This is a genomic window from Roseovarius salis, from assembly GCF_044472985.1.
Taxonomy (GTDB): Bacteria; Pseudomonadota; Alphaproteobacteria; order Rhodobacterales; family Rhodobacteraceae; genus Roseovarius; species Roseovarius salis.
In genome coordinates this window covers 1-26,318 of record NZ_JBISDG010000044.1, presented here as the reverse complement: position 1 = coordinate 26,318, position 26,318 = coordinate 1, and the positions used below count along the sequence as shown (strand labels likewise).

Below are 26,318 nucleotides of genomic sequence, written 5' to 3'. Positions count from 1 at the left end.
AGCGCCGACAAGCTGGCGGCCTATTTCGGCATCGTCCCGCGGGTCAGCCAGTCCAACGAGACCGACACCCGGGGCCGCATCACCAAACGCGGCGACAAGATGATGCCAGAAGCAGCCATGCACGAAGACGATGGCGCAATACTTCGGTAGAACGAGGTCCGGTCGACCGTGGACCGCCTTCGAATAGAGGCGGAATCGGAAACCGCGCGCGTGCAACGCCCGCCTCAGCGCCAGCTCGGGCTTCGTGTCCTTTCCCCTGATCCCTGCCATCATGCGGGACCGGGTCTGCTGATCCACGATATCTGTCACATGCGTCCTGGTTTTCGTCCCTGAACCTGGTATACACCGGCTGAATGAAGTTCGTCAGGAGCCTGATTTGCCTTCGACTTTCGGCATCGTCGATCTGTTCGCCGGTCCAGGCGGACTTGGAGAGGGGTTCGCGTCCCTTGTCGAGGATGGCCACGCGCCGTTCCTGATCGAGCAATGGCGCCGCCACTACAACACGGTGCGCCCCCACAGCGCCCTGGGCTACCGCCCCCCGGCGCCGGAGAGCATCGTCCCGATGGATCAACGGCTCGTCATGCACTAACAATGGAACCGGACCACTCGTTGAGGGCAGTTCATCGGCGACACGCTGCTCTACAAGGTGAACGCCAGAACGTCGGCGCGGATGAGCGGGCGGCTCGTCCTGAACGGCACGACGGAGATCCGCGGCTCGCGCGGCGAGTTTAGCGGCGCGCATGTCTCCGAGGCGACCGCGCTTTGGCTGCAGACCATGGTGTCGCTTGCCGCCGGCGACTGCGTCGAACTGCAGGGGACCTTCAGTGCCGCGGACGGCCATTTCGCCGCCGACCAGACCTCGTTCTGGGGTGCCAAGATCGGCTGAGGGAGGCACGGCATAGCGCCCCAAGGACCAGGGCCAGCATCCGTGATGCCGCTGGCCAGTCGCCTCGGGCGGGGGCGCTGACCTTCCAGGCACCGCGTCAATAGATCTCCGTTTTGGGTGCATCGCCGTCGCGCAAGCAGCCGCGATACATGCCTTCGCAGTTGAATGGCATCGCGAGCGCCCCGTCGCACGCGATACAGATCAAGCCGCCTGAGCCGCCGATGGCGGTCAGGTCGTCCATCACGACCGCTCGCGCGGCTTCCGATATCGGCTGCTCGGCCAACCGGATGCGCGCGTCGATCTCGTGCGCGACGACTAGGAGGATGAAGGCCTCGCCATCGCCGGTGGCCGAGACCGCGCAAGTGGCATTGTCGGCGAAGGTTCCGGCGCCGATGATCGGGCTGTCGCCGACACGGCCCGCGCGCTTGGCCGTCATGCCGCCCGTCGATGTCGCCGCGGCAAGGTTGCCGGCCCGGTCCAGCGCCACGGCCCCGACCGTGCCGTGACGCCGGGACGGATCATCGTCGAGCGTGCCGTCAGCTTCCATCTGCAAGGTGCTTTGCAAACTGTCCCAGCGTTCCTGCGTGAAGAAATAGGCATCGTCCTCGAAGGGAAGCCCTGCGTCCCGCGCGATCTCCAGCGCCCCATCACCGACCATCAATACGTGATCGGTCCGCTCCATGACGGCGCGGGCAAGGTGCACGGGGTTGCGCACGCCGGCGATGCTGGCCACGGCCCCGGCCTTGCGGTCGCGCCCGTCCATGATCGCGGCATCCATTTCGTGGGTGCCGTCGCGGGTGAACACCGCCCCGCGCCCGGCGTTGAACAAGGGCTCGTCTTCCAGCGCCGCGGTCGCGGCGGTGACGGCGTCGAGGGCGCAGCCGTCGCCGGCCAGCACGGCCCCACCGGCCGCCAGCACCCGTTCAAGGGCTGCGTGATACGCCGCCTCGCGTTCGGGGGTCATATCCGCGCGGGGCATGACGCCGGCCCCGCCGTGAACTGCCAGGACGAAGTCACCCGCCACGGTTTTTCCTTTCCGGGACTGCCCACAGGGTGTTGAACCGGAAGCGATGCGCGCTTTGCCCGGCCGCTATCCGCCCGTGGTGTCAGAATATGCACTTCACACACATAATGTACTCTAGGCAAATCATATAACTGGACGTAAATAACCTGCAAGGTATGGCTTTCGCCTTACGCTATAGGGAGATCCTGCATGGACATGTCGATTCGCCACGCGACCAGGGGCAAGCTTGTGGCCATCGGCGGCGCCGAGGACAAGACGACGCAGGCCGATATCCTCAAGCGCGTGCTGTCGTTCAGCAGCGAACCGGCCCCGGTCGTCGGCGTCATAACCACGGCCAGCAGCATCCCCGACGACGTGTTCGAGGATTATCGCGGGGTGTTCCAGCGCCTTGGCGCAAGCGAGGTGCTTGATATCCGCATCCGCGAACGGACAGACGCGGCGGATTCGGCGTTCATCGACATGCTTTCGCGCAGCGACGTGATCTTTATCTCGGGCGGCGACCAGATGCGCCTGACCAGCATCTTCGGCGGCTCGCCGGCGCTCGACACGATCCGCAAGCGCCACCAGCAAGGCGCCGTCATCGCTGGAACCAGCGCCGGGGCGGCCTGCCAGTCCACCACCATGGTTTACGGGGGCGATTCCACCGATGCCTTGCGCAAGGGCGCGGTAAAGATGTCGGCGGGCTTCGGGTTGATGGAGGGCGTGATCATCGACACCCACTTCCTTGAACGCGGAAGGTTCTCTCGCCTGATGGAGGTGGGCGCGACGAACCCCGAATTCCTCGGGGTCGGCCTCGGAGAGGATGCGGCCATCCTCTTCGACGATGGCAAGCTCTATGCCTTCGGGCCCGGTCATGTTATCCTGGTCGACAGTTCCAAGATGACCGGGTCGAACGTGTTCGACCTTTCCGACGGGGACGCCGTGAGCGTCCACAACGTCATAATGCACGCGCTGATCGACGGAAACGGATACAGTTTGTCGGATCGGCGCATACTCGGCCCGCAAGAGGCCGGTATTCTGGAGGAACAAAAAGCGAATGCGCATTCTTGAGCACCGCGCGCTGCGCGGGCCGAACTACTACAGCCGCTACCAGGCCATCTACATGCGGCTCGATATCGAGGATCTGGAAGACCGCCCGAGCGACAAGGTCCCCGGCATCGCGAAAAAACTCGAAGCCATTTTCCCCAGCATATACGAACATCGCTGCTCGGTTGGCGAACCCGGCGGGTTCCTGCAGCGGGTGCGCAATGGCACCTATGCCGGGCACATGGTCGAGCATGTTGCCATCGAATTGCAGAACTTGGTCGGGTTTTCGGTGGGCTACGGCAAGACCGTCGACAGCTACGAGGTCGGCATCTACAACGTGGTCTATCGCTACCGCGACGAGGCCACCGGCCTTGCCGCGGGCGACGCGGCCGTCGAGATCGTGCGCAAGCTCTATGATGGCGGCCATGTCGATCTTGGCCCAGTCATCGAACATCTCAAAGCGGTGCGCGACGCCAATGCGCTCGGGCCCTCGACCGGGGCGATCGTCAACGCTGCCAAGGCCCGCAACATCCCGTGGTACAACCTGACCGAGGGCACCAGCTATACGCAACTGGGGCATGGCTCGAAACAGCGCCGGTTCCAGGCCACGGTGACCGATGCGTCGGGGATCATCGGCCACTCGATCGCCGACGACAAGGACTGGACCAAGCAGATACTGGGCGAAGCCGGCCTCGCTGTGCCGCAGGGCTACACCTGCTATTCTTGGGACGAGGTCAGGGAGGCCGCCGAATGGATCGGCTGGCCGGTGGTGACGAAGCCGCTGGCGGGCAATCACGGGCGCGGCGTGACCACCGATATCAACAATCTCGACGATCTGAAATCGGGCTACGAGGCGGCTTTGGCGCGGCTGCGCGACGATTCGGGCGCTGTGATCGTCGAGAGCTATATCAAGGGCGAGGATCACCGGATGCTGGTGATCGGCGGCAAGCTGGTGGCCGCCGCGCGCCGCCGCCCGGCGCATGTCACCGGCGATGGCACCTCGACGATCCAGGCGCTGATCGACACCGCCAACCAGGATCCCCGGCGCGGCGTGGGCCACGAGAATCTGCTGACCCAAATACATGTCGACGAACAGACCCATCGCATGCTCGAACAGGCCGGGCTCACGCTCGACAGCGTGCCCGGCGACGGCGAGATGGTGTTCCTGAAATCCACCGCCAATATCTCGACCGGTGGAACGGCCACCGATCTGACCGACGAGGTGCATCCCGACATCCGCTTCGCGATGGAACGGATCGCGCGGCATGTCGGACTCGACGTGATCGGGATCGACCTTCTGGCCGAGACGCTGACCAAGCCGCTCGATCAGCAATCGGCGGGCGTTGTCGAGGTCAATGCCGGCCCCGGTTTCCGGATGCACATGGCGCCGACCCATGGCACCCCGCGCCCGGTGGGCGAGCATGTCGTCGACATGCTGTTTCCCGACCCGACCGACAATGGCCGCATCCCGATCACCGCGATCACCGGGACCAACGGCAAGACCACGACGACCCGCCTGACCACGCATATCCTGCGGCAGTCTGGCTATTCGGTGGGCATGGGATGCACCGGAACGGTCGAGATCGACAACCATGTGATTCTGCGCGGCGACTATTCCGGGCCGGCGGCCGCTCGGGCCGTGCTGCGAGAGCCGACGGTCGAGCACGCGGTGCTCGAGGTTGCACGCGGCGGCATCATGCGGCGCGGTCTGGGCTTTGACGAGTGCGACGTGGGCGTTCTTCTCAACATTGCCTCCGACCATCTGGGCGAGCGCGACATCCATACGCTGGACGAACTGGCGCGCTGCAAGACGGTGGTCGTCGATGCCGTCAAGCGCGAGGGCGGGCATTGCGTGCTCAACGCCGACGACCCGCTGGTGATGGAGCATGGCAGCTACTGGGCGCGCGGCGAGATCATCTATTTCACCATGGATCCCGAAACGCCCGCACTCCAGGACCACCTGAGCGAGCTGCGCACCCTCGTGACAGTCCGGCACGGCCGGATCGTCGTCATGCGTGGCCGCGTCGTCGTGGACGTGGTGGATGTCAACGACGTTCCGATCGCGTTCGAAGGGCACGCGCCGTTCAACGTGCAGAACGCGATGGCCGCCACGGCCGTGGCGCTGGCCCATGGCGTCGAGATCGACGACATTCGCGCCGGGCTGCTGACCTTCCACCCGACCCCCGCGCAGATGCCCGGCCGGACCAACTATTTCGAGGCGGACGGCGTGAAATGCCTGATCGACTACGGCCACAACGTGCCCGCGCTCAAGGCGCTGGAGCCGCTGGTGAATGGGCTTGGACAACAGCGCAAGATCGGCGTGTCGACCGCGCCGGGCAATCGCCGCGACGAAGACCTTGCCGCTCTGGGCGCGCAACTCGCCAAGATGTGCGACGTGCTCTACGTCTACGAATCCGATGCGCGCGGGCGCGCCGAGGGCGAGACCGCAGACCTGATACGGAAGGGGGCCGCCGACGCCGGGTCAGAGTGCGTGGTCGAGGTCATCATGAACGAAAAGGACGCCGTTGACCGGGCCATGTCGGATGCGGTGCCTGGCGATTTCCTGCTGTTGCTGGTGGATGACATCACCGGCACCACGGAGCGGCTCAAGGGACGGAGTTTTCCGGTTCAGTCCGATCTCGCCCAGGCTTGAGGATGAACCGCACCCATTCGGTGCGTCAGCCTCACCGGTGCGCGCGCCCTGAAAAGGAAGGACCAGCATCATGACCAAGAATGTTTTCGTCGTCGGATTGAACGCGATGAATGCCGAAAGACTGACCCGTTTGCGGGGGGTCGAGGATGTCGTCTTTCACCCGCTCCTGACCTCCGAGGCGGTTTCGGACACGCAGGAATTCGACATTCCCGCGATGCTGCGCGAGGCCGAGACGACGCTCGACGCCTTTGACGGCTCGATTGACGCCATCGTGGGGTATATCGACTTTCCGGTTTCCACCATGCTGCCGCTTCTGTGCGCGAAATACGGCACCCGCAATGCCTCGCTGGAAAGCCTATTGAAGTGCGAGCATAAATTCTGGTCGCGCAAGGTCATGGCCGAGGTGATCCCCGAGCAAGTCCCGAAGTTCACCGCTTTTGATCCGTTCGACGATAACGCGCTGTCAAAAATCGGCGAGGCTGATCTGCGCTTTCCCTTCTTCGTCAAGCCGATCAAGTCGTCGGGCTCGCGTCTCGGCTTTCGCATCGACAGCCCCGAGGATTTCGATTACGCGGTGGCCGCCTTCCGGGCCGAGATCAACCAGATTTCGGAACCCTTCAACTACGTGCTCGACCAGGCCGATCTGCCCGATGACATCAAGGCGATCGAGGGGCATTACTGCATGGCCGAGCAGGTGATCGGTGGGCGGCAATGCACCGTCGAGGGCTATGTCCATGACGGCGAAGTCATGCCCTACGGCACGGTGGATTCGATCCGCTATCCGCAGGTCCTCAGCTTTTTCTATTACCTCTACCCTTCGACCCTGCCGCGCCGTGTGCAAGACAAGATGGACGAGATCACCCGCAAGGTGATGGCGCATATCGGCTATGACAATGCGGGCTTCAACATCGAGTATTACTGGGACGAGGTGCAGAACAGGATCTGGCTGCTGGAGATCAACACCCGCATCGCGCAGTCGCATTGCGACCTGTTCGAGATGGTGGACGGGGTGAGCCACCAGCAGGTGACGATCGATCTGGGCCTGGGGCGCAAACCCGACATGCCGCGCGGCGAGGGGCCACAAAACGTGGCCGCCGAATTCTTTTACCGGGTGTTCTTCAACGATGCCACGGTGGCGCGCGCGCCCTCACGTGCCGAGCTCGAGGTCGCGGCCGAGCAGGTCGAGGGCACGCGCATCGCCTCTTATGTCAAGAAGGGCATGCGCCTGTCGGAACTGCCCGAACAGGATGCCTATAGCTATGCCGTGGCATCGGTCTGGATGGGGGCGAGCAAGCAATCCAAGCTGTTGTGGAATTACGAGCAGGTCATGAAGAAGCTGAATTACGAGTTCAGCGACATCGAGGAATAGACCAGCGTCCGCGCTGGACTTTATCAAACGGGGCGGCGATATGGTGGCCGCATCGCCCCGGACGTAGTGCAGGATGACCTCCATGAAAATTGATGACCCGCTTCCCGTCACCGTGTGTGAGCTGGAACATGTCGAGATACCGATGCCCGACGGCACCCGCCTTGCCGCGCGGATCTGGATGCCCGAGGACGCGAATGGCCAACCGGTGCCGGCGATCCTCGAATATATTCCCTATCGCAAGAACGACAAGACGCTGGAGCGCGACCATGCGCGCGCGCCGTGGATGGTGGCGCAGGGCTATGCCTACGTGCGCGTTGATCTGCGCGGCACCGGCGAGTCGGACGGCGTGATGACCGACGAATACACCGAGATCGAGCTTCAGGATGGCTGCGACGTGATCGCCTGGATCGCCGATCAACCCTGGTGCGACGGCGGTGTCGGGATCGTGGGCATTTCCTGGGGCGGGTTCAACGGCCTGCAACTGGCGGCGCTGCGCCCGCCGGCGCTCAAGGCCGTGGTGACGATCTGTTCGACGGACGACCGCTATGCCGACGATATCCATTACATGGGCGGCACCCTGCTTTGCGATCAACTGTCCTGGGCGTCGGTGATGTTCGGGATCAACACCCTGCCGCCGGATCCCGCGCATGTCGGCGATCGCTGGCGCGAATTGTGGGAAGAGCGGCTCGACGGCTCGGGCTTCTGGCTCGAGACGTGGATGCGGCACCAGACGCGCGACGCGTTCTGGAAGCATGGCTCGGTCTGCGAGGATTTCAGCGACATCCAGGTGCCCGTCTACGCCGTCAGCGGCTGGGCGGACGGCTACTGCCGGGCGGTCTTTCGTCTGGTCGAGAACCTGCAAGGCCCGGCCAAGGGGATCGTCGGCCCGTGGTCGCATTGCTACCCGCATGTCGGGGAACCGGGTCCGGCGATCGACTGGCTGACCGAGGAAACCCGCTGGTGGGACCAGTGGCTCAAGGGTATCGACACCGGCATCGCGGACGAGCTGCCGCTGCGCGTCTATCTTCAGGATCACGCCGAACCGGCCTCGTTCTACAAGCATCGCGACGGGCACTGGATCACCGAGCCGAGCTGGCCCTCGCCGAATGTCACGCGGACCGCCTTCGCCCTCGGCTCCGACGGGCGCATGTCGCGCTCGGACGCGCTGCCCGGCGGCTGGCTCGACATCGCCTCGCCGCTCTGGGTCGGCTTTCACGGGGGCAAGTGGTGCTCCTATGCGTTGCCCGGCGACCAGCCGGGCGACCAGCGCCGCGAGGATTCGGGCAGCCTCTGCTTCGAGACCGCGCCGCTCGCCGACCCGCTACACATGCTCGGCGACGCGGTGCTGACACTGACGTTCACCTCCGACCGCCCGGTCGCGCAGGCCGCGCTCCGGCTCATGGACGTGGCGCCCGACGGGGCCGCGACGCGGGTCAGCTACGGGCTGCTCAACCTGACCCACCGCGATGGGCACGAACATCCCGAACCGCTGGTGCCGGGGCAGACCTATACCGTCGACGTGCCGATGAAGCACGTGGCGCAGACCTTCCGCGCCGGTCACCGGATACGGCTGGCGTTGTCGACCAGCTATTTCCCCGTCGCCTGGCCCGCGCCTGAACCCGTCACCTTGCGGGTGCAGACCGAGCGATGCACGCTCACCGTGCCTGTGCGCGACGGCGACCACAGCGATGCGGCGCCGTTCGGCCCGCCGCGCGCCGCGGCGCCGCTGGAAAAAGAATTCGAAACGCCTCCTGCCGCGGAATGGACAGTGAGCGAAGACACAACGACCGGGCGCGTCACGGCCCAGATCCGCGTGCACGAGGGCGCGGCGCATATCACCAATCACGGGCTGACCCATTCCGCCGAATGTACCGAGCGGTATACGATCCTGCCGGGCGATCCGACTTCGGCCGAGGGCGAAGTGACGTGGGAGCACGCGATGCAGCGGGACGACTGGGCGATCCGCACAGTGACGCATACGCACATGACCAGTGACGCCACGAATTTCTACCTGAACGCGCGGATGCAGGCGTTCCAAGGCGATACGTCCGTGCGCGACGAGACCTACACCGCGACCATCCTGCGCCAGTCGGTATAAGTCGCGAAACGCGAGGTGGCCTCACGCCACCTCGACGAGGGCCGCGTGGATCGCGGTGATGGCGTCGTTCAGCCGGTCCTCGGGCACGAGGAACTGCACGTCCACGCCCCGCGCTATGGCGTGCACGCCAAGGCTGTCGATTCCGGCCTCGGCCAGCGCCTGGAGACCGCGCGCCGGCACCCCGAGCGCAAGCAGGCCGCGCCCGACCGCGCTGACCAGCGCGATCTTACGGACGTCGATCTCGGCCTTCTCGAACCGCGCCTCGACCGCGCGTTCCACCGCGCGCAGAGCCTTTAACTGCGCGTCGACGTAATGGGTGATGGTATTGGCGTTCGACGCTTTGGAGGCGATCCAGACATCGCTCTGCGTCAGCGCTTCGAGAATCGCGGCGTCATACCCCTTTACCCCGACCATGTCCGGCTCGTGCACGGACAGTGCCACCACGACGAGGCCCGTGACCATCTCGACGCGCGGCGCGGCCTCGACGTCCGACAGGATCATGGTGCCGGGATCCTCCACGTCGAAGGCATTGGCCACGCGCAGCGGGATCCCGGCCTGGCGCAGGATCTTGGCCGCGCTTGGATGCACGGCCTCCATCCCCAGGTTCGACAGCTGGTCGGCCACGTCGTAATCGGTCTGCCCGATCTTGCGGGCCTTGCCGCTGCCGACGATCTTGGGGTCGGCGCTGGAAAGGTGGAATTCCTTGTGGATCACCGCCTCGCGCGCGCCGGTCAGGGCGGCGATATGCGCAAAGGTGACCTCGGAATAGCCGCGGTCGAATTCCCGCATCAACCCTTCGCGGCATTGCGCATAGCCGGTCACGATCGGCAGTTCCCGGTCGAAGTCGATCCCCGACAGGGCATCGGTGAGGCGCGTCTGCAGGTCGGGATGGCGTTCGTCCCGCCAGCCCGACAGGTCGATCGTTCGCGCATCCACCCCGCGGCGGTTGAGCATCAGCGTCACCACCTTGGCGGAGTGCGCCTCGCCCAGCCCCGAGAGCAGTTCGCGGATGGTCAGCAACTGGTTGCCCAGCCGGAAATGACCGTAGGAGGTCAGGCGCTGCAGGTCGATCAGGCAGGAGCGCGCGCCCTCGATCCGGTCACGCAGGAAATCGTCGGCCTCCTGCCGGTCCCCCCGGTGGGTGAGCAGCCGGGCGTGATCCTCGGCCATGCGCTCGGCCGCGTGGTCCAGCGCCGCGCTCCATTTCATGTCCGACTCGGCGGATTCGAAATGCCCGTAGACTCCCGGCTCGCCCGATTTCTTGTTCTCAAGCAGCAGGTCGGTGATCCCGCCGAAGGCCGAGACCACGAAGAGGCGGCCGTAGGGGCTGCCCTCCCTGTCGCCGCAGAAAAGCGTATCCATCAGTTCGTCCGCGCGGCTGATGGAGGTGCCGCCGATCTTTTCGACGGTATGTCCCCGTGTCATGTTCTGTGGTCTTCTCAATCGGCCGGCGCGTAGGAGCCGTCCTCGCGGTGGACCTCCGTGCCCGTCACTGGCGGGTTGAAACAGCAGGCCATCACCAGGTCCTCGTCGGCCACGAGGGTGTGCTTGTCATGCTGGTCGAGCGCATACATCACGCCGGGCCGGATCTCGTGCGTCTGGCTGGTCGCAAGGTCGGTGATGCGGCCGTGGCCGGACATGCAGTAGACGCTTTCGAAGTGGTGCTTGTAGTGAAAGGTATGCTCGCTGCCGGCCCTCAGCGTGGTGATGTGGAAGGAAAAGCCCATTCCGTCATCCGCCAGCAGCAACCGCACGCTGGTCCAATGCGCGTCCGAAACCGCGCGGTCGCTGTTCTTGAGGTCGTTGAAATCCCTGACGATCATGCTCTCACTCCGCGGCCCTTTGGGTTTTCGAAGCGGCCTCGCCGACTGCGGCCTCGAGCATGTCGAGCCCTTCGTCGAGCACGGCGTCGGGCGTGGTCAGCGGGCCGAGGAACTTCACCACCTCGTCGTCGGCGCCCGAGGTTTCGATGATCAGCCCGCGCTCGAAGGCCGCCGCGCAGATCGCACCGGCCAGGTCGCCCGAACCGACGTTGATGCCCTGCATCATGCCGCGGCCGCGCAGTTCGGCGCCCGGCACCATTTCGGCGATCTTGGACAGGCGGTCCTTCAGGTGCGCGCCCTTGCGGCGGACCTCGGCGGTGAAACTGTCGTCCTTCCAGAACTTCTCAAGCGTGACGCGCGCCGTGACGAACGCATGCGTGTTGCCGCGGAAGGTTCCGTTGTGCTCGGCCGGTTTCCAGATGTCGTGCTCGGGTTTCACCAGCAGCGCCGCGAAGGGCAGCCCGAAGCCGGACAGCGATTTCGCCTGGGTGATCATGTCGGGGTCGATCCCGGCATTCTCGAACGCGAAATACGTCCCCGTCCTGCCGCAGCCCGACTGGATGTCGTCCACGATCAGAAGTGCGCCAAGCTCCTTTGCCAGCCGGGCGACGCCCTGCATCCATTCGTCGGAGGCCGCGTTCAGCCCGCCTTCGCCCTGCACCGGCTCGAAGATGAAGGCCGCCGGCGCATCAAGACCCGAGGACGGGTTGTCGAACATGATCTCGAGGTGCCTCAGTGTGTCCACGTCCGCGCCCAGCGAACGGTCGAATGGCATGTGCGTCGCGCCGCAGAGCGGACCGCCGCCCGCGCCCGCGCGCTTGCCCGCGTTGCCGGTCAGCGACAGCGCCCCCATGGTCATGCCGTGAAAGCCGTTGGTAAAGGACACGATGTTGCGCCGCCCCGTCACCTTGCGCGCGAGTTTCATTGCCGCCTCGACGGCATTGGTGCCGGTGGGCCCGGTCATCATCACCTTGTGGTCCATGCCGCGCGGATTGAGGATCATCTCCTCGAAGGCGGTCAGGAATCGCGCCTTTTCCACGGTATACATGTCCAGGCCGTGCGCGATTCCCCCCGCGCGGATGTGGTCGATCAAGGCCTCGGCCATGTCGGGGTCGTTGTGGCCGTAGTTCAGGGTCGAACAGCCGGCCAGGAAATCGATGTATTTCCGGCCTTCGGTGTCGAACATGTGGCTGCCCTCGGCGCGGGAAAAGACCACGGGAAAACTGCGGCAATAGCTGCGCACCTTGGATTCGCGGCGCTCGAAGATATCGGTCTGCATGGGGTCACCTTTTGGAAGTAGGATGGTCATTCAGCGGCGGTGCGGTCAATGTCGCTGATGGTGACCATGTATTCGGTCGCGTGCTTGCCGCCGAAATGCGCATCTTCCTTGTAGTGCGGCTCGTGGTCCAGCTCGGCATCCATGTTGTCGGCAAAGCTGTTGAACAGCGCCCAACTCGCGTCGTTGTCGGCGGTGATCGTGGTCTTGAGCTTGGTGACCTCGGCGCAGGCAGGACGCTCGAAAAGTTGGTCCAGCATCTTTTTCGCCACGCCGCGGCCGCGTGCGGATTCGCCGACTGCGACCTGCCAGACGAACAGTGCGTCAGGCTCGTCCGGCGGGATGAAGGCCGAGATCCAGCCGACGATTTCCCCGTCAAGCTCGGCGATCACGCAGGTATCCGCGAAATGATCGCACTGCACCATGTTGCAGTACATCGAATTTTCGTCGAGCGGGCCGCTCTTTCGAATGAGGTCCCAGACATCTGCCCCGTCCCCGGACGTGGGCGCTCGGAAGGTCAGGGAGGCAGAGGATTGGTCGTCGGGCATGGTGTGTCTCGATTCGGTGATAAGCGATCATCATAGAGATCGCGGCGGAGATGCGCTAAGAGAAATGCGACCTGTCGTGGTGATTTGTGACCCGTGTCCTTTGCCTGCCTTGCGCCGTTCCGTGGCGGCGGCGCATCGGAATGGCTGGTCGCTTCTGCCTCTTGCAGATCTTGCGGGCGTCGTCGCTCTGCCTATGGTCCGGGCCGCGAACCTGCGGCATGGTGCGGACATGAAAGAAGTGCGGGCATGAAAGAACTCCATCGCAGGATCCGGCTGCTCTACACCGGTCAAAGCCAGCGCGCCCGGCGGTTTCGTTATGGTCTGATCGTTTTCGACGTGCTGACCATCGTCTATTTCATCGCGACCGCGGCGTTGCCGACGACGCCGACCATGACCACGCTGAACACCGGGGTTGGCCTTATCATCCTGCTCGATCTCGCGGCGCGCTTCTGGATTTCCGACAACCTGCGCCGGGAGCTGTCGCGCATCTACACGCTGGCGGATCTTGTCGTTGTGGCGTCCCTCCTGCTTGCACCGCTCTTGACCGAAAATCTCGCCTTTCTGCGCGTGCTGCGGGGGCTGCGGTTGATCCACTCCTACCACCTGCTGCGCGATCTGCGGCGTGAGAGCCTGTTCTTCAGTCGCCACGAGGATGCGATCCTTGCTGCGGTCAACCTGTTCGTCTTCATCTTCGTGACCACGTCCTTCGTCTTCGTCCTGGCCTTCGACGAGGCGGCGGGCTTGGAGGGTTACATCGACGCGCTCTACTTCACTGTGGCGACGCTCACGACCACGGGCTTCGGCGACATCACGATGACGACACCGGGCGGCAAGCTGCTGTCAGTGTTCATCATGGTCGTGGGCGTGGCGCTCTTCGTGCAGCTTGCGCGCGCCATCTTCCAACCTTCGAAGATCAAGTATAAGCGTCCGGAATGTGGTCTGAACCGGCATGAACCGGATGCGATCCACTGCAAGCATTGCGGCGAGCCGCTGAAAATCGAGACAGAGGGCGAGACGGGCGCCTGAGCGCACGGGTCCCGCCCGATCATGGGCCGCAAGGCTGCTGCGCCCCGGATGTGAATGCCGGAGCATTGTGGAAGAAGAGATATGTCCGAAGAAGCCGATCTTGACCGCGACGAAAACGAGCAGCTCGACGAATATTCCAATGTCCCCACTTCGGTCATCTTCGAGGCGATCCGGCGTGAGGGCGAGCATGAATTGTCCCGCCCATTGAGCGCGCTCTGGTGGTCGGGCGTCGCGGCGGGGCTCGCGATCAGCACCTCGGTGCTGGCGAAAGGGTTTCTCGCCTCGATCCTGCCCCATGCAGACTGGGCGGCAGGGATCACCAATCTTGGCTACACTGTCGGCTTCCTGATCGTCATTCTCGGGCGAATGCAGCTGTTCACGGAGAACACGATCACGCCGATCCTGCCGCTGTTTCTGGCGCCGACGCGGTCCAACTTCGCGCAAACTGCGCGGCTGTGGGGGATCGTATTCGCGGCCAATCTCGTCGGCTGCCTCGCGGCGGCGCTGGTGCTGGTGCATGGGCATATCCTGCCAGAGCCCCGGTTCGAGGGGATCCTGTCGATCTCGCGCCACTATGCCGAGGCGACCCCTTTCGAGCATTTCGCCTGGGGCATTCCGGCAGGGTTCCTGATCGCGGCGCTGGTGTGGATCCTGCCGCGGATGGAAAGCGCGGGCGAGGTGCTGATGATCGTGATAATCACCTACATCATCGGGCTGGGCGGCATGTCGCACGTGGTGGCCGGGTCGACCGAGTTGTTCGTGCTGGTTGTGAACGGAGAACTCGGCCTGGCATCTGCGGTCTTCGGCGGTATCCTTCCCGCGCTTGCCGGCAACGTTCTGGGCGGCACCGGCATCTTCGCGGCGCTGACCTACGCGCAGGTGCGCGAGGAGATCTGAGCGCCGTCAGTCCTCCTGGACCTCCTCGAGGCCCCGCGCCAGAACGGCGCCGAGGGCGGCGATGACGGCAAAGGCCAGCAGGACGGGCGCCGGACCGAAGCGGTCCGCTGCGATCCCGAACAGCCCGCCCGCCAAAAGCGCCGCCCCGATCAGCGTGTTCGACAGCGCCGTATAGCGGGCGCGGAAGCCGTCCTCGGCCATGTCGGTGAGGTGAAGCTTGCGGCCCGCGCGCACGCCCTCATAGGCGATCTGTGCCGCGAAGATCGCCGCCGCCGCACCAAGCGCCCCGCCGAGCCCGCCAAAGCCGAGGCCGACGCCGCCCACGACGCCGAAGACCGCGTCCCCGATCCCGCCCGCGGCCATCAGCGTCTGGCGGCTGGAGCGATCCGAGAGCCGCCCCCAGACATAGGAAGCCAACACCGAGGCGCCGGTCGAGGCCATCACCAGCGGCCCCAGCTGGTCGAGCGCGTTGCGCCCCGAGGCGGCCGACAGCATGACGATGAAGGGCGGCGCCAAGGCGGTTACGGCGAGCGCCGCCCGCGAGGCCACGAAGAGGCGCAACTGGCCGTCGGTCACGATCGGCTCGACCAGCGCGGCGAGGCTGCCGTCGTCCTCCCCGGTGTCGGGCGTTTTCCCGGGCTCGCGCAGCGTTATGAAGATGACCGAGGCCAGCAGGAAGGCCGCCCCGCCAGCGCGATGATCGCCGCAAGCGGCGCAACCGCCACCTCGAACAGTCCAGAGGCCATCATGAGGCCCACGCCGAAGACCGACACCGACGAGACCGAGGCGGCCAGGCCCGTGACAGCACCCCGCCGCCGCTTTGTGATGGTGCGCGCCAGCGCGTCCTTGTAGCTGACCGAGGAGGCCGAGCGCGCCACCGCCAGCACCGCGAGACAGACCGCGATAACGGCGCCCGCCACGGCACCCGACAGGAGCAGCGCGGCTGCCGCGATTCCGAACGCCGCGATGCCCTGCACCGCGCTGCCCACGACCCAGAAGCGCTTGCGCTGCGGGCTGGCCTCGACCCGGCGGGCGAGCGCCAGTTGCGGCAGGAGCGCGCCCGCTTCGCGCACGGGCACCAGCAGCCCGATCATCGCGCCCGGCGCCGACAGCGCCGTCAGCAGCCAGGACAGCACCAGCTTGGGGTCGATCAGCGCATCCGCCGTCTTGGTCAGCGTCAGCGCGATGACATGCACGACCCCGTTGCGCGCCTCGCCGCGCTCGATCTGCGCGGCCTTCGCACCAGTGATCGTGCCGAAGGCCGATTTGACCGGATCACTCATCGCGGATCGAACTTTCCGACCGGAATTCGCAGGTAGCTGTGGCCGTCGGCCTCTGCCTCGGGCAGGCGCCCGCCCCGGATGTTCACCTGAAGGGCGGCCAGCATGCGCCCGGGCAGTGGCAGCGTCGCGTCGCGGGCATCGCGGGTGGCGATGAACTCGGCCTTGCCGATCCCGTCCTTGACGTGCCGGTTGCGCAGGCGATGTTCGGCCACGGTCGCCATGTATTCAGGGGCTTGCCCGTCATCGGGGTAATCGTGGCCGATATAGAGCCGCGTGTCGCCCGGCAGATCCAGGATCGCGCGCAGCGAATTCCAAAGGTCCTCGGTGCTGCCGCCGGGGAAATCGGCCCGGCTGGTGCCGCTTTCGGGCATCATGAACGTGTCATGGACGAAGGCCGCGTCGCCCGCGACATAGGTAATCGAGGCCAGCGTGTGACCGGGCGAGAACATCACGCGCACGGGGATCTCGCCCACCATGAATTCGTCGCCCTCGGCGAACAGCCGGTCCCACTGCGAACCGTCGGTGGGGAAATCGTCGCCGAGATGGTAAAGGCCCTTCCACAGTTTCTGGACGTCGGTAACCTTTTCGCCGATCGCCGTGGGCGCCCCAAGCTTTTCGGACAGATAGGGTGCGGCCGAGAAATGATCGGCATGAGGGTGCGTGTCGAGCACCCAGACCACCTCCAGCCCTTCCGCCTCGACATAAGCAATGATCTCGTCGGCGCTTTCGGTGGTGACGGCGCCGGCCTCGGGGTAGAAATTCCAGACGGGGTCGACGATGGCGGCCTTCTTCGTCTTCGGACAATGGAAGACGTATTGCAGGCTTCCGGTGGGCCGGTCGAAAAAGGCGCGGAGGATGGGGGACATGGGGAACTCCTGGTTCAGCCGCTCAATGGGCAAGGACAAGCATCTGGAAGGCCATCATGGCCGAGAAGGCCGGCGTCACGGCCGTCGCTGCCGATCCGTGGCGGACCTTTTCCAGCGCGTCGGGGTAGAGCTCGGAGAACACCATCCAGATCATCGCGCCCGCCGCAAGGCCGAGGCCTACGGGCAGGAAGGGCCGGAAGGTCTCGACGAACAGATACGCGGGCGCGGCCATGATCGGCTGCGGCAGGCTGGTGAAGATCGCCCAAAGCGCGGCCTTCCCTTCCAGACGGGGGAGCCGCGCGGCACCAGCACCAGCGCGATGGCCGGCCCCTCGGGCACGTTGTGGAAGGCGATGGCCGGGGTGATTTAGGCGCCCAAGCCCTCGGAGCCGGCGAAGGACACGCCGACGCCCTCGGCAAAGGAATGCGCCGTCATGATGCCGAGGATCAGCAGCGCCTGGCCGCACCCGCACCCTGACAGTCAGCCACCTCCACGTCGCCCGCGCCCGAGAGCAACCGGTCGGCCAGAACGATCGCGCCCAGCCCCGCCAGCACGCCCACCAGCGTCAGCGTGATGTCGAGCGACACGCCTTCGGCGATCAGGCTGTGGCTGGCGGCCAGCATCAGGCCGGCGGCGGCGATCGACTAGCCCATCGTCCGGTCGCGTAAGCGTCTGACGAACAGGAAAGGCAGCGCGCCGACGCCGGTCATGATCGCGGTGAGACCCGCCGCCGCGACGACGATCCAAAGGGCTGTGTCCATGGTGATACTACAGAAATGCTTCGGTCCGGCCCACGCCGCCCGCAATCCTTGCGCGGGCGGCGTGGGCCGGACGGTCAGTTGTTGAAGGCGTTGTCGTCTGCCGCGCTCCACGCCTCGGAGAAGGCGGTCCACGCGTCCGAAAAGCCGGTCTTCAGTTCGTCCCAGGCGCTGCTCGCGCCGGACTCAAGCGCACCGTAGCGCTCGCCGAGGCGGTTGCGCGCTTGCCGCAGGTCACGCAGCCGCGCTTCGGCGGTCTCGCGCGCGGCGTCGGACATCTCCGACCAGTTTTCGCGCAGGGCCTGCTCGCGCCGTTCGATCTCGGCATCGAGCCGGTTCAGCGCCTCGCGCGCCTCAGCCAGCGCCTGGTCGCGCTCCTGCTCGGAATAGGCCGCGATGGCGTCCATCGCGTCCGAGATTTCCGCGCGGACCTCGTCGGCGGTGGTCAGCGCGTCCGTCTCCTGCGCGGCGGCGGGCATGGCGAGCAGGGCGGCGAGCCCCGCCGCCCGCAGGGTATCGAGGAAGGTCATCGGCATGGCCTCACCGGAAGCGGGACATGGCGCTGTCGAAGGCGCCCGAAATTCTGTCCCAGGCCTTGTCGAAGCCCGCCTTCATGTCGTCCCAGGCGTCGTCGCTGGCCTCGCGCAGCTCCTTCAGCTTCGCCTCGGCCTCGTCGCGCTGCGCGCGCGCCTCGTCGAGCTGCTTCTGGGCCTCGATCTTCGCATCAGCCTCGGCCTCGTCGACCTGCGCCTTCATCCTGTCGATCTCGGTGTTCCACTGGTCGATCTTCGCCTTGGCCTTTTCGATGTAAGCTTCACGGTTTGACAAGTGACGTCTCCCTTTCGATTTTGAGTGCATATGGCATCGTCGAAAGGCATAGATCGGTGCGGTGCCAGTGTAATTAATCTGGGTTAAGGACACGCGAGCGACCGAAACCGATCATCAGACCTTAAAATGCTGCAGGAGCCAAAGCATGACCGAGACCCAGAAATTGACGCTGCCCGTCGTCGAGCTGGCCCGCGCGAACGACGAGTTCCGCAAGGTCCTGTGGACCGGCGAGCAGACGCAGCTGGTGCTCATGGCCATCCCCGAGGGCGGCGAGATCGGCGGCGAGGTGCACGAGGGGCATGACCAGCTGCTCTACTTCGTTGCGGGCTCGGGAGTGGCCAAGATCGGCGAGACCGAGTGCGAGATCGCCGATGGCGATGTCAGCATCGTGCCCTCGGGCGTCTTCCACAACTTCAAGAACACCGGGTCGGGGATGCTGAAGCTCTTCACCACCTACAGCCCGCCCGAGCACGAACCGGGCACCGAGCACGAGACCAAGGCCGACGCCGACGCGGACGAATGAGCCGGTGAAGGTCAATACCGTGATCGTGGGGGCGGGCAGCGCAGGGCTTTCGGCCCTGCGCGAGGTGCGCCGGCACACAGACGATTTCCTGCTGGTCAACGACGGCCACTGGGGCACGACCTGCGCCGCAGTCGGCTGCATGCCATCCAAGGCGCTGATCGAGGCGGCGAACGCCTTTCACCGGCGCAGCACCTTCGAGGAGTTCGGCATCCGCGGCGCCGATGGCCTCCGCGCGGACATCCCCGCGGTCCTCGCCCGCGTGCGCGCGATGCGCGACGGTTTCGTGAAGGGGCCGGAAGCGGTGCCGGACAAGCTGGGCAAGCGCGCCGTCGCGGGGCGCGCGCGGCTGCTGGGCCCAGGGCGGCTGGAGGTGAACGGCGAGACCATCGAGGCGCGCGCCATCATCCTCGCCCCCGGCAGCAGCCCCATCGTGCCGGGGCCGTGGCGCGCGTTCGGCGACCGGATCCTGACCACGGACACGCTCTTCGAACAGGCCGACCTGCCGCGCCGCATCGCCGTGATCGGCATGGGTGCGGTCGGGGTGGAGATCGCGCAGGCGCTGGCGCGGTTGGGGCTGGAGGTGGCGGGCTTCGACGCCGTCGAGGCGCTTGCAGGCATCGACGACGCGGAGGTGCTGGCCGCCTTCCGCCCCCTGATCAAGGCCGAACTTGCGCTCCATCTGGGCGCCCCGGCAGAGATCGAGGATAGGGGCGGCGCGCTCCGCGTGACCGGCGCAGGCGGGGCGTTCGAGGCCGACGCGGTGCTGGCCGCGATGGGCCGCAGGCCGAACATCGACGATCTGGGGCTGGAGACGCTCGGCGTGCCGCTCGACGACGACGGGCTGCCCGAGGTCGATCCCGCGAGCTTGCGCATTGGCGATCTGCCGGTTTTCCTCGCGGGCGACGCGAACGCGTACCGCCCGCTCCTGCACGAGGCCGCCGACGAGGGGCATATCGCCGGCCGCATGGCCGCGCCGGATGCGGAAGGCGGCGGGCTCTGCCGACGCACGCCGCTTTTCATCACCTTCTCCGCGCCCCAGGTGGCGCGCGTCGGCCCGCCCTTGTCCGACCTGGACGAGGCGAGCGTCGCAACCGGCCGGGCGGATTTCTCGAAACAGGCTCGCGCCCGCATGGCACAGACAGCCGCCGGCATTCTTCGCATCCACGCCGATCGAAAGACCGGCCGCCTGCTGGCCGCCGAGATGTGCGCGCCGGGGGCCGAACATCTTGCGCACCTGCTAGCCCTGGCCGTGGAGGCGGAGATGGCCGTCGCCGCCATGCTGGCGATGCCGTTCTACCATCCGGTCCTCGAGGAAGGGCTGCGTAGCGCCTTGCGCGACCTCGCCAAGGACGTCGCAGGTGCGGGCGGATCGGATCTCTCCGACTGCAAGGAAATCGGCCATGATGCGCTGGACTGACGCGCCGGCGGGGCATTTTACAGCGCGGGAGCGGCCATGATCTCGCGCTACGCGTGGTATCTGCGCGAATTCCTCAAGAAAGTCTGGGTCCGCGTTGTCAGCTTTGCGCTGCTTGCGCTCTTGGCGGCTGCGGTTGCGCGCCTGCTGTCGCCGTATCTGCCGCCGGAACTCTCGCTGCAGACCGGCTCAGAGGCCGTGTCGCAACTTCTCGGCATCCTGACCTCTTCGATGCTGGCGGTGACGACCTTCTCGCTGTCGATCGCGGTCTCCGCCTTCGCCGCAGCCGCCGGGTCCGCGACACCGCGGGCGACGGTGCTTCTTCAGCAGGACCGCACCACGCAGAACGTGCTGGCCACGTTCCTCGGCGCGTTTCTCTTTGGCCTCGTTGGCCTCGTGGCGCTCCATGCCGAGTTCTACGACGCATCAGGCAAGGTGGTGGTGTTCCTGTTCACCATACTGGTGATCGGCCTTGTCGTCGTTGCGCTGATCCGGTGGATTGGCCACCTGATGCAGTTCGGCCGCATGGGCGACACGCTCGACCGTGTTGAACGAACGGCCGCGGACGCGCTCCAGCGGCGGCTGGAAAATCCCTTCCTCGGCGGTCGACCGCTGCGCAATGCTCCACCCTCCGAGGCCATGACGATCGCGGCTGAGACCACCGGATACATCCAGCATGTCGATATGCAGGCTCTGCAGAAATGCGGTGAAAGCCTCGAGGCGGATTTGTTTCTTCACCATCTGCCCGGCAGCTTCGTCGCACCCGGCACTCCGCTGCTCTCGGTGAGGTCTGCATCGCCTGATACGGAACAATCCGCGGAATTGCGCGAGTGCATCACCATCGGGGCGACCCGGAATTTCGATGAGGATCCGCGGTTCGGCGTCATTGTCCTGACCGAAATCGCCTCCCGAGCGCTGTCGCCGGCCGTCAACGATCCGGGAACGGCGATCGACATCTTGGGGCGTCATGTCCGCATCCTCGCGCGATGGCGCGAGCGTCCGGATGCCGACGTGCGGTTCGATCGTGTTCACGTACCCCCGATCCTCGTGCAGGATGTGATCGAGGACGCCTTCCGACCGATCGCGCGCGATGGGGCTGTTCTGTTCGAGGTTCAGGTAAGGCTGCAGAAAGCCCTGTCCGCCCTGTGCGGCGTCGCCCCCGACCTGTTCGCCCACGCCTGCATGGAGATGTCGCGTGAGGCGATCGAGCGTGCGAACGCGGCGCCGCTGACGTCCACCGAAATGGCCGCTGTCGGGAGCGCCGCGCCGGATGCACGCGAGGCTCATCGCAAATCGGCGTGAAACCTTGTCCAAGTGCAGCGATACGGAACCAGATCGGACGAATATAGAAAAAAAAGGGGAAAATCCATGTCTGCACCAAATACGAACATCGAAAAGCAGAAACGCCGCCACTGGCCCGCTATCCTCGGGATCGCAGCAGCCCTCGCGATTGTCGTGGCCGTCCTGTTCGCCCTTGGTGTTTGGGACGGTGTGCCGCTCGACGAACAGGCCGCTCCTGCTGCGGCCACGCAGGACTGACACACGGGGTGCCGCCGCCTTGGGGGTTGGCGCGCGCCCAAAGGCCCGCCAACTGTCTCCACGTGGATTAAGCAAATGAAGCTCTTCGATTGCCCCGACTGCGGTGGCCGCCTCTTCTTCGACAACCTGTCATGCTCCTGTGGTGCGACAATCGCCTTTGATGCCGAAAGGGGCAAATTCGAGACTGAAGCCCCGTTCTGTGCCAATCGGGAGCAGATCGCTTGCAACTGGGTCGCGGGCGCCGACAGCGGCCTGTGCGAAAGCTGCGCTCTCACGACCGTCCTGCCGGACCTTTCCGTCGCCGGCAATGATCTGCTCTGGTCGAAGGCAGAACAGGCCAAGCGCCGGGTCCTGGCCGGGCTGCGCCGTTGGGGCTGGTTCGGCGCGGCGGATGATTGCCCGCGCCCCGAATTCCACATGCTGTCGGAGGCCACCGCCTCGGGCCCCGCCGACATCACCATGGGCCACGCGTCGGGCCTCGTCACGATCAACCTGGCCGAAAGCGATGCTGCCGAGCGGGTTCGCAGGCGAGAGCAACTGGGCGAGCCCTATCGCACCATGGTCGGGCACTTTCGGCATGAGATCGCGCATTTTCTCTTCGAGCGGTTGGCCGCATCGGATGGGTTCGCGAGCGATTTTAATGGGCTGTTCGGCGACGAGACAACGGATTACGGCGCAGCCCTGACGCGGCATTACGAGGCCGGCCCACCGACAGGCTGGGAAACCGCCTACATCTCGTCCTACGCCTCGGCCCATCCGCACGAGGACTGGGCCGAAAGCGCGGCTCATGCCCTGCACCTTGTGGACATGGTCGACAGTTTCGCCGCGGCCCACCTGTCCTCGGAGACGTTCGCGGAACCTGGCTATGACGCCTATCGCGAGGAGGACGGCGCGCGCCTTCTGACCGTGGCCATTGAAATCGGCGTCGCTCTCAATCACGTGAACCGGGCGCTTGGAGTCAGCGATCTCTACCCGTTTGTGACACCAGATCACGTTCGCGAAAAGCTGACGTTCGCGCAGAAGTGGCTGAAGCGGAGCGAGGCGGCTTGAACCGTCACGCGACCATGTCCGTTTTCCTTAAAGGGCCTTCAGATCGCGCCAGCATTCGAAGTGAAGGGACGGAGATGGGGTGGATGCCGCTCTCCCCTGACGGCATCGCGATGTGCCAAACTCGTGGTGTCGAAGCACAAGCTGAAGGAGAGGGCATCCATGGGAGAGGTTACCATCATCGGCGTCGATCTGGCAAAGAACGTGTTCCAGGTTCACGGCGCGGAGGCGGACGGTTCTGTCGTGTTTCGCAAGAAAATGTCGCGGCCGCAGTTCGCGCGGTTCATGGCGGAGCAGCCGCAGTGCCGTGTGGCGATGGAGGGTTGCCAGCGGTTGCGCCACCAGTCCGAGCGACCGATGGCTACGCCAGCGCCCATCACTGGGCTCGGCAGGTGACGCAGCAGGGTCATGAGGTTCGGCTGATCGCGCCGCACTACGTCAAGCCGTTCATCAAGCGGCAGAAGAACGACGCGGCCGACGCCGAGGCCATTGTCGAGGCGGCGCTGCGGCCGACCATGCGGTTCGTGGAGCCGAAGACCGCCGACCAGCAGGCGCGTGCAATCGCCTTTCGCACGCGCGAGCAGCTCGTGAAGCAGCGCACCGAGACCATCAACGCGCTGCGCTCGCATCTCTACGAGTTCGGGCATGTCGCGCCCACGGGCATCGGGTTCGTCCCGCGCCTGGCAAAGGTGGTCGAGGACCCCGACACGGACATGCCTGAACTGGCCCGCGACATCTGCCGGATGCTCCTCGAGCAGATCGCGCACCTGACGGAAAGGCTCAAGGATCTGAAAGCGAGGATCGAGACCATGTCGGACGAGGCCGAAATGCCCCGGCGGCTGCGAACGATGCCCGGCGTCGGCCCGATCACCGCGCTCGCCGTGGAAACCTTCGCCCCGCCCATGGACCAGTTCCGCCGCGGCCGAGATTTCGCCGCCTGGCTCGGGCTGGTGCCGCGTCAACATTCCACCGGCGGCAAGCAGAGGCTGGGGAAGACCTCGAAGATGGGGCAGCGCGACATCCGAAGATTGCTGATCACCGGCGCAATGGCCGTGACGCTCCAGTGTCCCGCCCGAGATGCCGCCGTCGTCATACTGATCGCGGACCAGCACCCAGCCCTCGGAGTGCTGGCTGGCGATGTACGCCTCGCAAGCCTCCCGCTGGGCGTGGAGGCTGTTGAACTCCTGCTCCAGCCCTTCCTCGGAGGACTTGCGCGTGTAGATCGCGCAGCGCTGTTTTCGCACGATAGGCTTGGTCATGTCCGCGCCCTCCGCGACTTCAAGCCAAAGAACACCCAGCCGTTCCAACGTGTGCCGGTGATCGCGCGCGCGATGGCGGACAGCGACTTGTAGGGCCGCCCCTCCCAGCCAGTGAGAACCGCGTACAGAGCCAATTGCGGCCGTCTGGAACCCGGGGCGCTGACCTCGTCCCGATCCAGCTTCCCAAGCCCCGGAACGAGCGCCAACACCTGCCGCTCGATGAGGCCGATCACCGCCGCCTCGAACTCGTCAGGTGAGGCGACGGCGCTGTGGCTGCAGACGATGGCCTCGCTCACCGTCGGTGACACCGTCGAGCTGCAGGGCAACTTCCGCGCCGCGGATGGCTACTTCGCCGCCGATCAGACTTCGTTCTGGGGCGTAAAGATCGGCTGAGGGAGGCACGCTCTGGCTCGCTCTGGCTCGCTTGTATTTTCGGCGGTACCTAGGTCATTCGATGTGTGTGAAGTCCGATAGCTGCATTCCGAAGGTCAATTGCAGTCCACGCCGCTCGTAACGCAGGTGGTCCACTGGACCATGACGGCCGAGATGAACGTGGTCGGGCCGAGCCGGTGACCGCGCTAAGCGCGCAGCCGTGGCGAGCCTTCGCTTGCGGCCTGTGCCTTGCCAATCATCTTGTCGGCAAGATCCAACTCTCTCGCGTGGAAGTCCTGCTCGCTTTCGCCCTCTGTCGGTCCGCGTGCGAGGGCGCGCGCGAGGTCGAAGAAGCCCTTCGCGGGCAGTTCGGCTCGCGCGCGGCTGACCGCGCGCGCCGCGATGAAGGGCCGGCCTGCGGCTGCGTCTTCGCGCATCGTGGTCTCCAGCGCGGCGGTGACCTTTCCGACCGAGCCCGGCATCCACAGCCCGAGCGCACGCGCCAAGGCACCGTAGGTGATCGGCACTGCATCCGGTGGCAGGGCTTCCAGATGGGCGCGGACGCGGCCCGGGAGATCCTGTTCCTTGCCGACAGCCGCCTCGATCACGCGCGGCGGCGGGATCTCGCGGGCCGCGCCGGTCGCATCGATCTCGGCCGCCCAGGCCCGGCTGCCGCTGCGCAGGACGACCCGCGTCTTGCCGGCATCCGCATCCTGGCCGGTTTCCGTGACACCGACGACGGAACCACTGTGGAGACCTTCGCGGAGCGTCTCGGGCGTCAGGCCGAGGCGCGGTGCGAGGAAATCGGGATCCACGGTCACCTGTCCGTCCTCCCAGCCGATGACCTCGGCAGGGATCGGTCGGTTCAGGGCGGGTGACGCGCCACCGCCTTGGGCGTAATATGGATTGCTGCCCGCCGCGTGGTCGGTGACATCGACGATCTCGCCGATCTGCGGCAACGCAGCGCGCAGCATCCGTTCAACGCCCTGACGCAGCGTGGCTGCCGAGGCCGCGCAGCCCTGGCAGCCGCCGGACATGCGCAGATACACCGTGCCGCCCTCGACGCGGTCTGCAGCGATGTGCCCGCCATGCGCCGCGACCGCAGGGTTGACCTGCCCGTCGAGCAGCGCCTCGACTTCCCTCAGGAGCGCACTGTCGGGATCGGCGCCGGGGGCACCGGTCGTGTCATCTTCGCCGAGCGGATACGGGGTTTCGTCAAGCACATCTCGGACAGCCGCGGCGATGGCGGGCTTCAGCGCTGCCCAATCCGCGTCGGCGGTTTTCCGGACCCAGATCGTTGCGTCACGGACCTCAGCCCGCAACAGGCCCTCCAGCGCGCAGAGCGCTTGCGCAAGCGGTGTTGCATCGGTCGGCTCAAGCCGCCCCGACCGGCCCGGCTGGACCGGCGCGTCGAGGATGAAGGCCATCGCGTTCGGATCGCCGGCCGAGGCCTGGGCGCGGATGCGCCGCCGGGGCATCGGTTCAGACATCCTCGAGCTCCGTCCCGGCCAGCGCGCGCAGCGCCTTGAAGGTGTAGATCCCGGTGTCGTGCCCGTCGCTGAAGGCCATGCCAAGCGCGTAGTTCCCCACGCTCCAGACCCGCGTCAGTGCGATGTCGAGCGGCACGGTGTCGGGGTCGAGAAGTCGCGCGCCGCTCATTTCCTCGCGGCATTGCGCGCATTGGCAGGCGAGTCGCAGATCGCGGTCGGCAAGGCGCTGCTCGGCGCCGTCGCACCAGCGCAGGATCAGCGCGCCCTCCGCGTGGTCGAGCGCGGCAAGCCGCTCGGCCGGCCCGCCGGGGGC

27 protein-coding genes and 6 pseudogenes are annotated in these 26,318 nt (G+C 65.9%); 16 read left to right on the top strand and 17 right to left on the bottom strand.

The features are described 5' to 3' along the window. A pseudogene (locus ACH13J_RS15610) lies at window positions 1-102 on the top strand (transposase); the annotation flags it as partial. Here ACH13J_RS15610 and ACH13J_RS15605 read toward each other — a convergent pair. Continuing rightward, window positions 103-309: pseudogene (locus tag ACH13J_RS15605) on the bottom strand (very short patch repair endonuclease); the annotation flags it as partial. A 118-nt stretch (window positions 310-427) separates the two neighbouring features. Here ACH13J_RS15605 and ACH13J_RS15600 point away from each other — a divergent pair. Then, window positions 428-589 (top strand): annotated as a pseudogene (locus ACH13J_RS15600) (integrase core domain-containing protein); the annotation flags it as partial. Between the two features lie 57 nt (window positions 590-646). Continuing rightward, window positions 647-886, top strand: a complete 240-nt coding sequence (locus tag ACH13J_RS15595) for a hypothetical protein (protein WP_397544270.1) — start codon at window positions 647-649, stop codon at window positions 884-886. Between the two features lie 97 nt (window positions 887-983). Here ACH13J_RS15595 and ACH13J_RS15590 read toward each other — a convergent pair whose 3' ends face one another. After that, window positions 984-1,910, bottom strand: a complete 927-nt coding sequence (locus tag ACH13J_RS15590; RefSeq protein ID WP_397544269.1) for an isoaspartyl peptidase/L-asparaginase — start codon at window positions 1,908-1,910, stop codon at window positions 984-986. 189 nt (window positions 1,911-2,099) lie between these two features. Between ACH13J_RS15590 and ACH13J_RS15585 the strand changes: the two genes are divergently transcribed. From ACH13J_RS15585 to ACH13J_RS15570, 4 genes are all read left to right on the top strand, one after another. Next, window positions 2,100-2,960, top strand: a complete 861-nt coding sequence (locus ACH13J_RS15585; protein ID WP_397544268.1) for a cyanophycinase — start codon at window positions 2,100-2,102, stop codon at window positions 2,958-2,960. Next, window positions 2,947-5,589 carry a cyanophycin synthetase gene (cphA, locus tag ACH13J_RS15580; protein WP_397544267.1) on the top strand — a complete coding sequence of 881 codons (2,643 nt, stop codon included), beginning with the start codon at window positions 2,947-2,949 and terminating at the stop codon, window positions 5,587-5,589. The genes ACH13J_RS15585 and cphA overlap by 14 nt, the downstream gene beginning before the upstream one ends. 70 nt (window positions 5,590-5,659) lie before the next feature. After that, window positions 5,660-6,958, top strand: a complete 1,299-nt coding sequence (locus tag ACH13J_RS15575) for an ATP-grasp domain-containing protein (protein WP_397544266.1) — start codon at window positions 5,660-5,662, stop codon at window positions 6,956-6,958. Between the two features lie 82 nt (window positions 6,959-7,040). Further along, window positions 7,041-9,056, top strand: a complete 2,016-nt coding sequence (locus tag ACH13J_RS15570; RefSeq protein ID WP_397544265.1) for a CocE/NonD family hydrolase — start codon at window positions 7,041-7,043, stop codon at window positions 9,054-9,056. A gap of 21 nt (window positions 9,057-9,077) precedes the next feature. Here the strand turns inward: ACH13J_RS15570 and ACH13J_RS15565 are convergent, their stop codons facing one another. From ACH13J_RS15565 to ectA, 4 genes are read right to left on the bottom strand one after another with little or no spacing between them, the layout of a single operon-like run. After that, a complete protein-coding gene (locus tag ACH13J_RS15565) occupies window positions 9,078-10,481 on the bottom strand; it encodes an aspartate kinase (RefSeq protein WP_397544264.1) in 1,404 nt (467 codons plus the stop codon). A gap of 14 nt (window positions 10,482-10,495) precedes the next feature. Continuing rightward, complete coding sequence (locus ACH13J_RS15560; protein WP_397544263.1) at window positions 10,496-10,879, bottom strand: ectoine synthase; 384 nt, start codon at window positions 10,877-10,879, stop codon at window positions 10,496-10,498. Window positions 10,880-10,883: 4 nt separating this feature from the next. Further along, the gene (ectB, locus tag ACH13J_RS15555) at window positions 10,884-12,158 is read right to left on the bottom strand and encodes a diaminobutyrate--2-oxoglutarate transaminase (RefSeq protein WP_397544262.1); all 1,275 of its coding nucleotides are present in this window, start codon (window positions 12,156-12,158) and stop codon (window positions 10,884-10,886) included. Between the two features lie 26 nt (window positions 12,159-12,184). After that, window positions 12,185-12,703: a diaminobutyrate acetyltransferase gene (gene ectA / locus ACH13J_RS15550; RefSeq protein ID WP_397544261.1), complete on the bottom strand. Its 519-nt coding sequence runs from the start codon at window positions 12,701-12,703 to the stop codon at window positions 12,185-12,187. Window positions 12,704-12,949: 246 nt separating this feature from the next. Here ectA and ACH13J_RS15545 point away from each other — a divergent pair, with 246 nt between their 5' ends. Together ACH13J_RS15545 and ACH13J_RS15540 are read left to right on the top strand one after the other, a co-directional pair. Continuing rightward, window positions 12,950-13,729 (top strand): ion channel, encoded by a 780-nt coding sequence (locus ACH13J_RS15545; protein ID WP_397544260.1) that lies wholly within the window; start codon window positions 12,950-12,952, stop codon window positions 13,727-13,729. An 81-nt stretch (window positions 13,730-13,810) separates the two neighbouring features. Next, window positions 13,811-14,626 carry a formate/nitrite transporter family protein gene (locus tag ACH13J_RS15540; RefSeq protein ID WP_397544259.1) on the top strand — a complete coding sequence of 272 codons (816 nt, stop codon included), beginning with the start codon at window positions 13,811-13,813 and terminating at the stop codon, window positions 14,624-14,626. A 6-nt stretch (window positions 14,627-14,632) separates the two neighbouring features. On the opposite strand, the gene ACH13J_RS15535 is transcribed toward ACH13J_RS15540, so the two are convergent. The 7 genes from ACH13J_RS15535 to ACH13J_RS15505 all read right to left on the bottom strand — a co-directional run bounded on the left by ACH13J_RS15535 (window position 14,633) and on the right by ACH13J_RS15505 (window position 18,361). Next, window positions 14,633-15,202, bottom strand: a complete 570-nt coding sequence (locus tag ACH13J_RS15535; protein ID WP_397544258.1) for a hypothetical protein — start codon at window positions 15,200-15,202, stop codon at window positions 14,633-14,635. Window positions 15,203-15,276: 74 nt separating this feature from the next. Then, window positions 15,277-15,909, bottom strand: coding sequence for a hypothetical protein (locus tag ACH13J_RS15530; protein ID WP_397544257.1), 633 nt, complete (start codon window positions 15,907-15,909; stop codon window positions 15,277-15,279). Then, on the bottom strand, window positions 15,906-16,775 hold the full coding sequence (locus ACH13J_RS15525; protein ID WP_397544256.1) for an MBL fold metallo-hydrolase: 870 nt from the start codon (window positions 16,773-16,775) through the stop codon (window positions 15,906-15,908). Before ACH13J_RS15525 ends, ACH13J_RS15530 begins: the two co-directional genes overlap by 4 nt. Window positions 16,776-16,797: 22 nt before the next feature. Continuing rightward, complete coding sequence (locus ACH13J_RS15520) at window positions 16,798-17,007, bottom strand: hypothetical protein (RefSeq protein ID WP_397544255.1); 210 nt, start codon at window positions 17,005-17,007, stop codon at window positions 16,798-16,800. Between the two features lie 214 nt (window positions 17,008-17,221). After that, window positions 17,222-17,398, bottom strand: a complete 177-nt coding sequence (locus ACH13J_RS15515; RefSeq protein WP_397544254.1) for a hypothetical protein — start codon at window positions 17,396-17,398, stop codon at window positions 17,222-17,224. Between the two features lie 212 nt (window positions 17,399-17,610). Next, complete coding sequence (locus ACH13J_RS15510) at window positions 17,611-18,069, bottom strand: sll1863 family stress response protein (RefSeq protein ID WP_397544253.1); 459 nt, start codon at window positions 18,067-18,069, stop codon at window positions 17,611-17,613. Between the two features lie 4 nt (window positions 18,070-18,073). Further along, window positions 18,074-18,361, bottom strand: coding sequence for a sll1863 family stress response protein (locus ACH13J_RS15505; protein ID WP_397544252.1), 288 nt, complete (start codon window positions 18,359-18,361; stop codon window positions 18,074-18,076). A 145-nt stretch (window positions 18,362-18,506) separates the two neighbouring features. Between ACH13J_RS15505 and ACH13J_RS15500 the strand changes: the two genes are divergently transcribed. The 6 genes and pseudogenes from ACH13J_RS15500 to ACH13J_RS15470 all read left to right on the top strand — a co-directional run. Beyond that, on the top strand, window positions 18,507-18,884 hold the full coding sequence (locus tag ACH13J_RS15500; RefSeq protein ID WP_397544251.1) for a cupin domain-containing protein: 378 nt from the start codon (window positions 18,507-18,509) through the stop codon (window positions 18,882-18,884). A 4-nt stretch (window positions 18,885-18,888) separates the two neighbouring features. Further along, the gene (locus ACH13J_RS15495) at window positions 18,889-20,301 is read left to right on the top strand and encodes a dihydrolipoyl dehydrogenase (protein WP_397544250.1); all 1,413 of its coding nucleotides are present in this window, start codon (window positions 18,889-18,891) and stop codon (window positions 20,299-20,301) included. A 36-nt stretch (window positions 20,302-20,337) separates the two neighbouring features. Continuing rightward, the gene (locus ACH13J_RS15490) at window positions 20,338-21,600 is read left to right on the top strand and encodes a DUF2254 domain-containing protein (RefSeq protein ID WP_397544249.1); all 1,263 of its coding nucleotides are present in this window, start codon (window positions 20,338-20,340) and stop codon (window positions 21,598-21,600) included. Window positions 21,601-21,666: 66 nt separating this feature from the next. Next, window positions 21,667-21,837, top strand: coding sequence for a hypothetical protein (locus ACH13J_RS15485; RefSeq protein WP_397544248.1), 171 nt, complete (start codon window positions 21,667-21,669; stop codon window positions 21,835-21,837). 75 nt (window positions 21,838-21,912) lie between these two features. Continuing rightward, window positions 21,913-22,887, top strand: a complete 975-nt coding sequence (locus tag ACH13J_RS15480; protein ID WP_397544247.1) for a putative zinc-binding metallopeptidase — start codon at window positions 21,913-21,915, stop codon at window positions 22,885-22,887. Between the two features lie 159 nt (window positions 22,888-23,046). Beyond that, window positions 23,047-23,939: pseudogene (locus tag ACH13J_RS15470) on the top strand (IS110 family transposase); the annotation flags it as partial. Here the strand turns inward: ACH13J_RS15470 and ACH13J_RS15465 are convergent. After that, window positions 23,934-24,143, bottom strand: a pseudogene (locus tag ACH13J_RS15465) (recombinase family protein); the annotation flags it as partial. The pseudogenes ACH13J_RS15470 and ACH13J_RS15465 sit on opposite strands and share 6 nt — an antisense overlap. Beyond that, a pseudogene (locus ACH13J_RS15460) lies at window positions 24,140-24,250 on the bottom strand (DUF2924 domain-containing protein); the annotation flags it as partial. The pseudogenes ACH13J_RS15465 and ACH13J_RS15460, both read right to left, overlap by 4 nt. Before the next feature lie 112 nt (window positions 24,251-24,362). Between ACH13J_RS15460 and ACH13J_RS15455 the strand changes: the two are divergent. Next, window positions 24,363-24,536 (top strand): hypothetical protein, encoded by a 174-nt coding sequence (locus ACH13J_RS15455; RefSeq protein ID WP_397544271.1) that lies wholly within the window; start codon window positions 24,363-24,365, stop codon window positions 24,534-24,536. A 185-nt stretch (window positions 24,537-24,721) separates the two neighbouring features. Here the strand turns inward: ACH13J_RS15455 and ACH13J_RS15450 are convergent, their stop codons facing one another. Both ACH13J_RS15450 and ACH13J_RS15445 read right to left on the bottom strand, forming a co-directional pair. Then, window positions 24,722-26,005: a DUF6522 family protein gene (locus tag ACH13J_RS15450; protein WP_397544245.1), complete on the bottom strand. Its 1,284-nt coding sequence runs from the start codon at window positions 26,003-26,005 to the stop codon at window positions 24,722-24,724. Continuing rightward, window positions 25,998-26,318 (bottom strand): DUF971 domain-containing protein (locus tag ACH13J_RS15445; protein WP_397544244.1); only part of this gene is annotated, 321 nt, incomplete at its 5' end. The genes ACH13J_RS15445 and ACH13J_RS15450, both read right to left, overlap by 8 nt.

Coding starts and splice junctions, on each gene's coding strand:
- ACH13J_RS15585 (WP_397544268.1), top strand. CDS start 2,100: ATGGACATGTCGATTCGCCACGCGACCAGGGGCAAGCTTGTGGCCATC.
- cphA (WP_397544267.1), top strand. CDS start 2,947: ATGCGCATTCTTGAGCACCGCGCGCTGCGCGGGCCGAACTACTACAGC.
- ACH13J_RS15575 (WP_397544266.1), top strand. CDS start 5,660: ATGACCAAGAATGTTTTCGTCGTCGGATTGAACGCGATGAATGCCGAA.
- ACH13J_RS15570 (WP_397544265.1), top strand. CDS start 7,041: ATGAAAATTGATGACCCGCTTCCCGTCACCGTGTGTGAGCTGGAACAT.
- ACH13J_RS15565 (WP_397544264.1), bottom strand. CDS start 10,481: ATGACACGGGGACATACCGTCGAAAAGATCGGCGGCACCTCCATCAGC.
- ACH13J_RS15560 (WP_397544263.1), bottom strand. CDS start 10,879: ATGATCGTCAGGGATTTCAACGACCTCAAGAACAGCGACCGCGCGGTT.
- ectB (WP_397544262.1), bottom strand. CDS start 12,158: ATGCAGACCGATATCTTCGAGCGCCGCGAATCCAAGGTGCGCAGCTAT.
- ectA (WP_397544261.1), bottom strand. CDS start 12,703: ATGCCCGACGACCAATCCTCTGCCTCCCTGACCTTCCGAGCGCCCACG.
- ACH13J_RS15545 (WP_397544260.1), top strand. CDS start 12,950: ATGAAAGAACTCCATCGCAGGATCCGGCTGCTCTACACCGGTCAAAGC.
- ACH13J_RS15540 (WP_397544259.1), top strand. CDS start 13,811: ATGTCCGAAGAAGCCGATCTTGACCGCGACGAAAACGAGCAGCTCGAC.
- ACH13J_RS15530 (WP_397544257.1), bottom strand. CDS start 15,909: ATGAGTGATCCGGTCAAATCGGCCTTCGGCACGATCACTGGTGCGAAG.
- ACH13J_RS15525 (WP_397544256.1), bottom strand. CDS start 16,775: ATGTCCCCCATCCTCCGCGCCTTTTTCGACCGGCCCACCGGAAGCCTG.
- ACH13J_RS15520 (WP_397544255.1), bottom strand. CDS start 17,007: ATGGCCGCGCCCGCGTATCTGTTCGTCGAGACCTTCCGGCCCTTCCTG.
- ACH13J_RS15515 (WP_397544254.1), bottom strand. CDS start 17,398: ATGCTGGCCGCCAGCCACAGCCTGATCGCCGAAGGCGTGTCGCTCGAC.
- ACH13J_RS15510 (WP_397544253.1), bottom strand. CDS start 18,069: ATGCCGATGACCTTCCTCGATACCCTGCGGGCGGCGGGGCTCGCCGCC.
- ACH13J_RS15500 (WP_397544251.1), top strand. CDS start 18,507: ATGACCGAGACCCAGAAATTGACGCTGCCCGTCGTCGAGCTGGCCCGC.
- ACH13J_RS15490 (WP_397544249.1), top strand. CDS start 20,338: ATGATCTCGCGCTACGCGTGGTATCTGCGCGAATTCCTCAAGAAAGTC.
- ACH13J_RS15485 (WP_397544248.1), top strand. CDS start 21,667: ATGTCTGCACCAAATACGAACATCGAAAAGCAGAAACGCCGCCACTGG.
- ACH13J_RS15480 (WP_397544247.1), top strand. CDS start 21,913: ATGAAGCTCTTCGATTGCCCCGACTGCGGTGGCCGCCTCTTCTTCGAC.
- ACH13J_RS15455 (WP_397544271.1), top strand. CDS start 24,363: ATGAGGCCGATCACCGCCGCCTCGAACTCGTCAGGTGAGGCGACGGCG.
- ACH13J_RS15450 (WP_397544245.1), bottom strand. CDS start 26,005: ATGTCTGAACCGATGCCCCGGCGGCGCATCCGCGCCCAGGCCTCGGCC.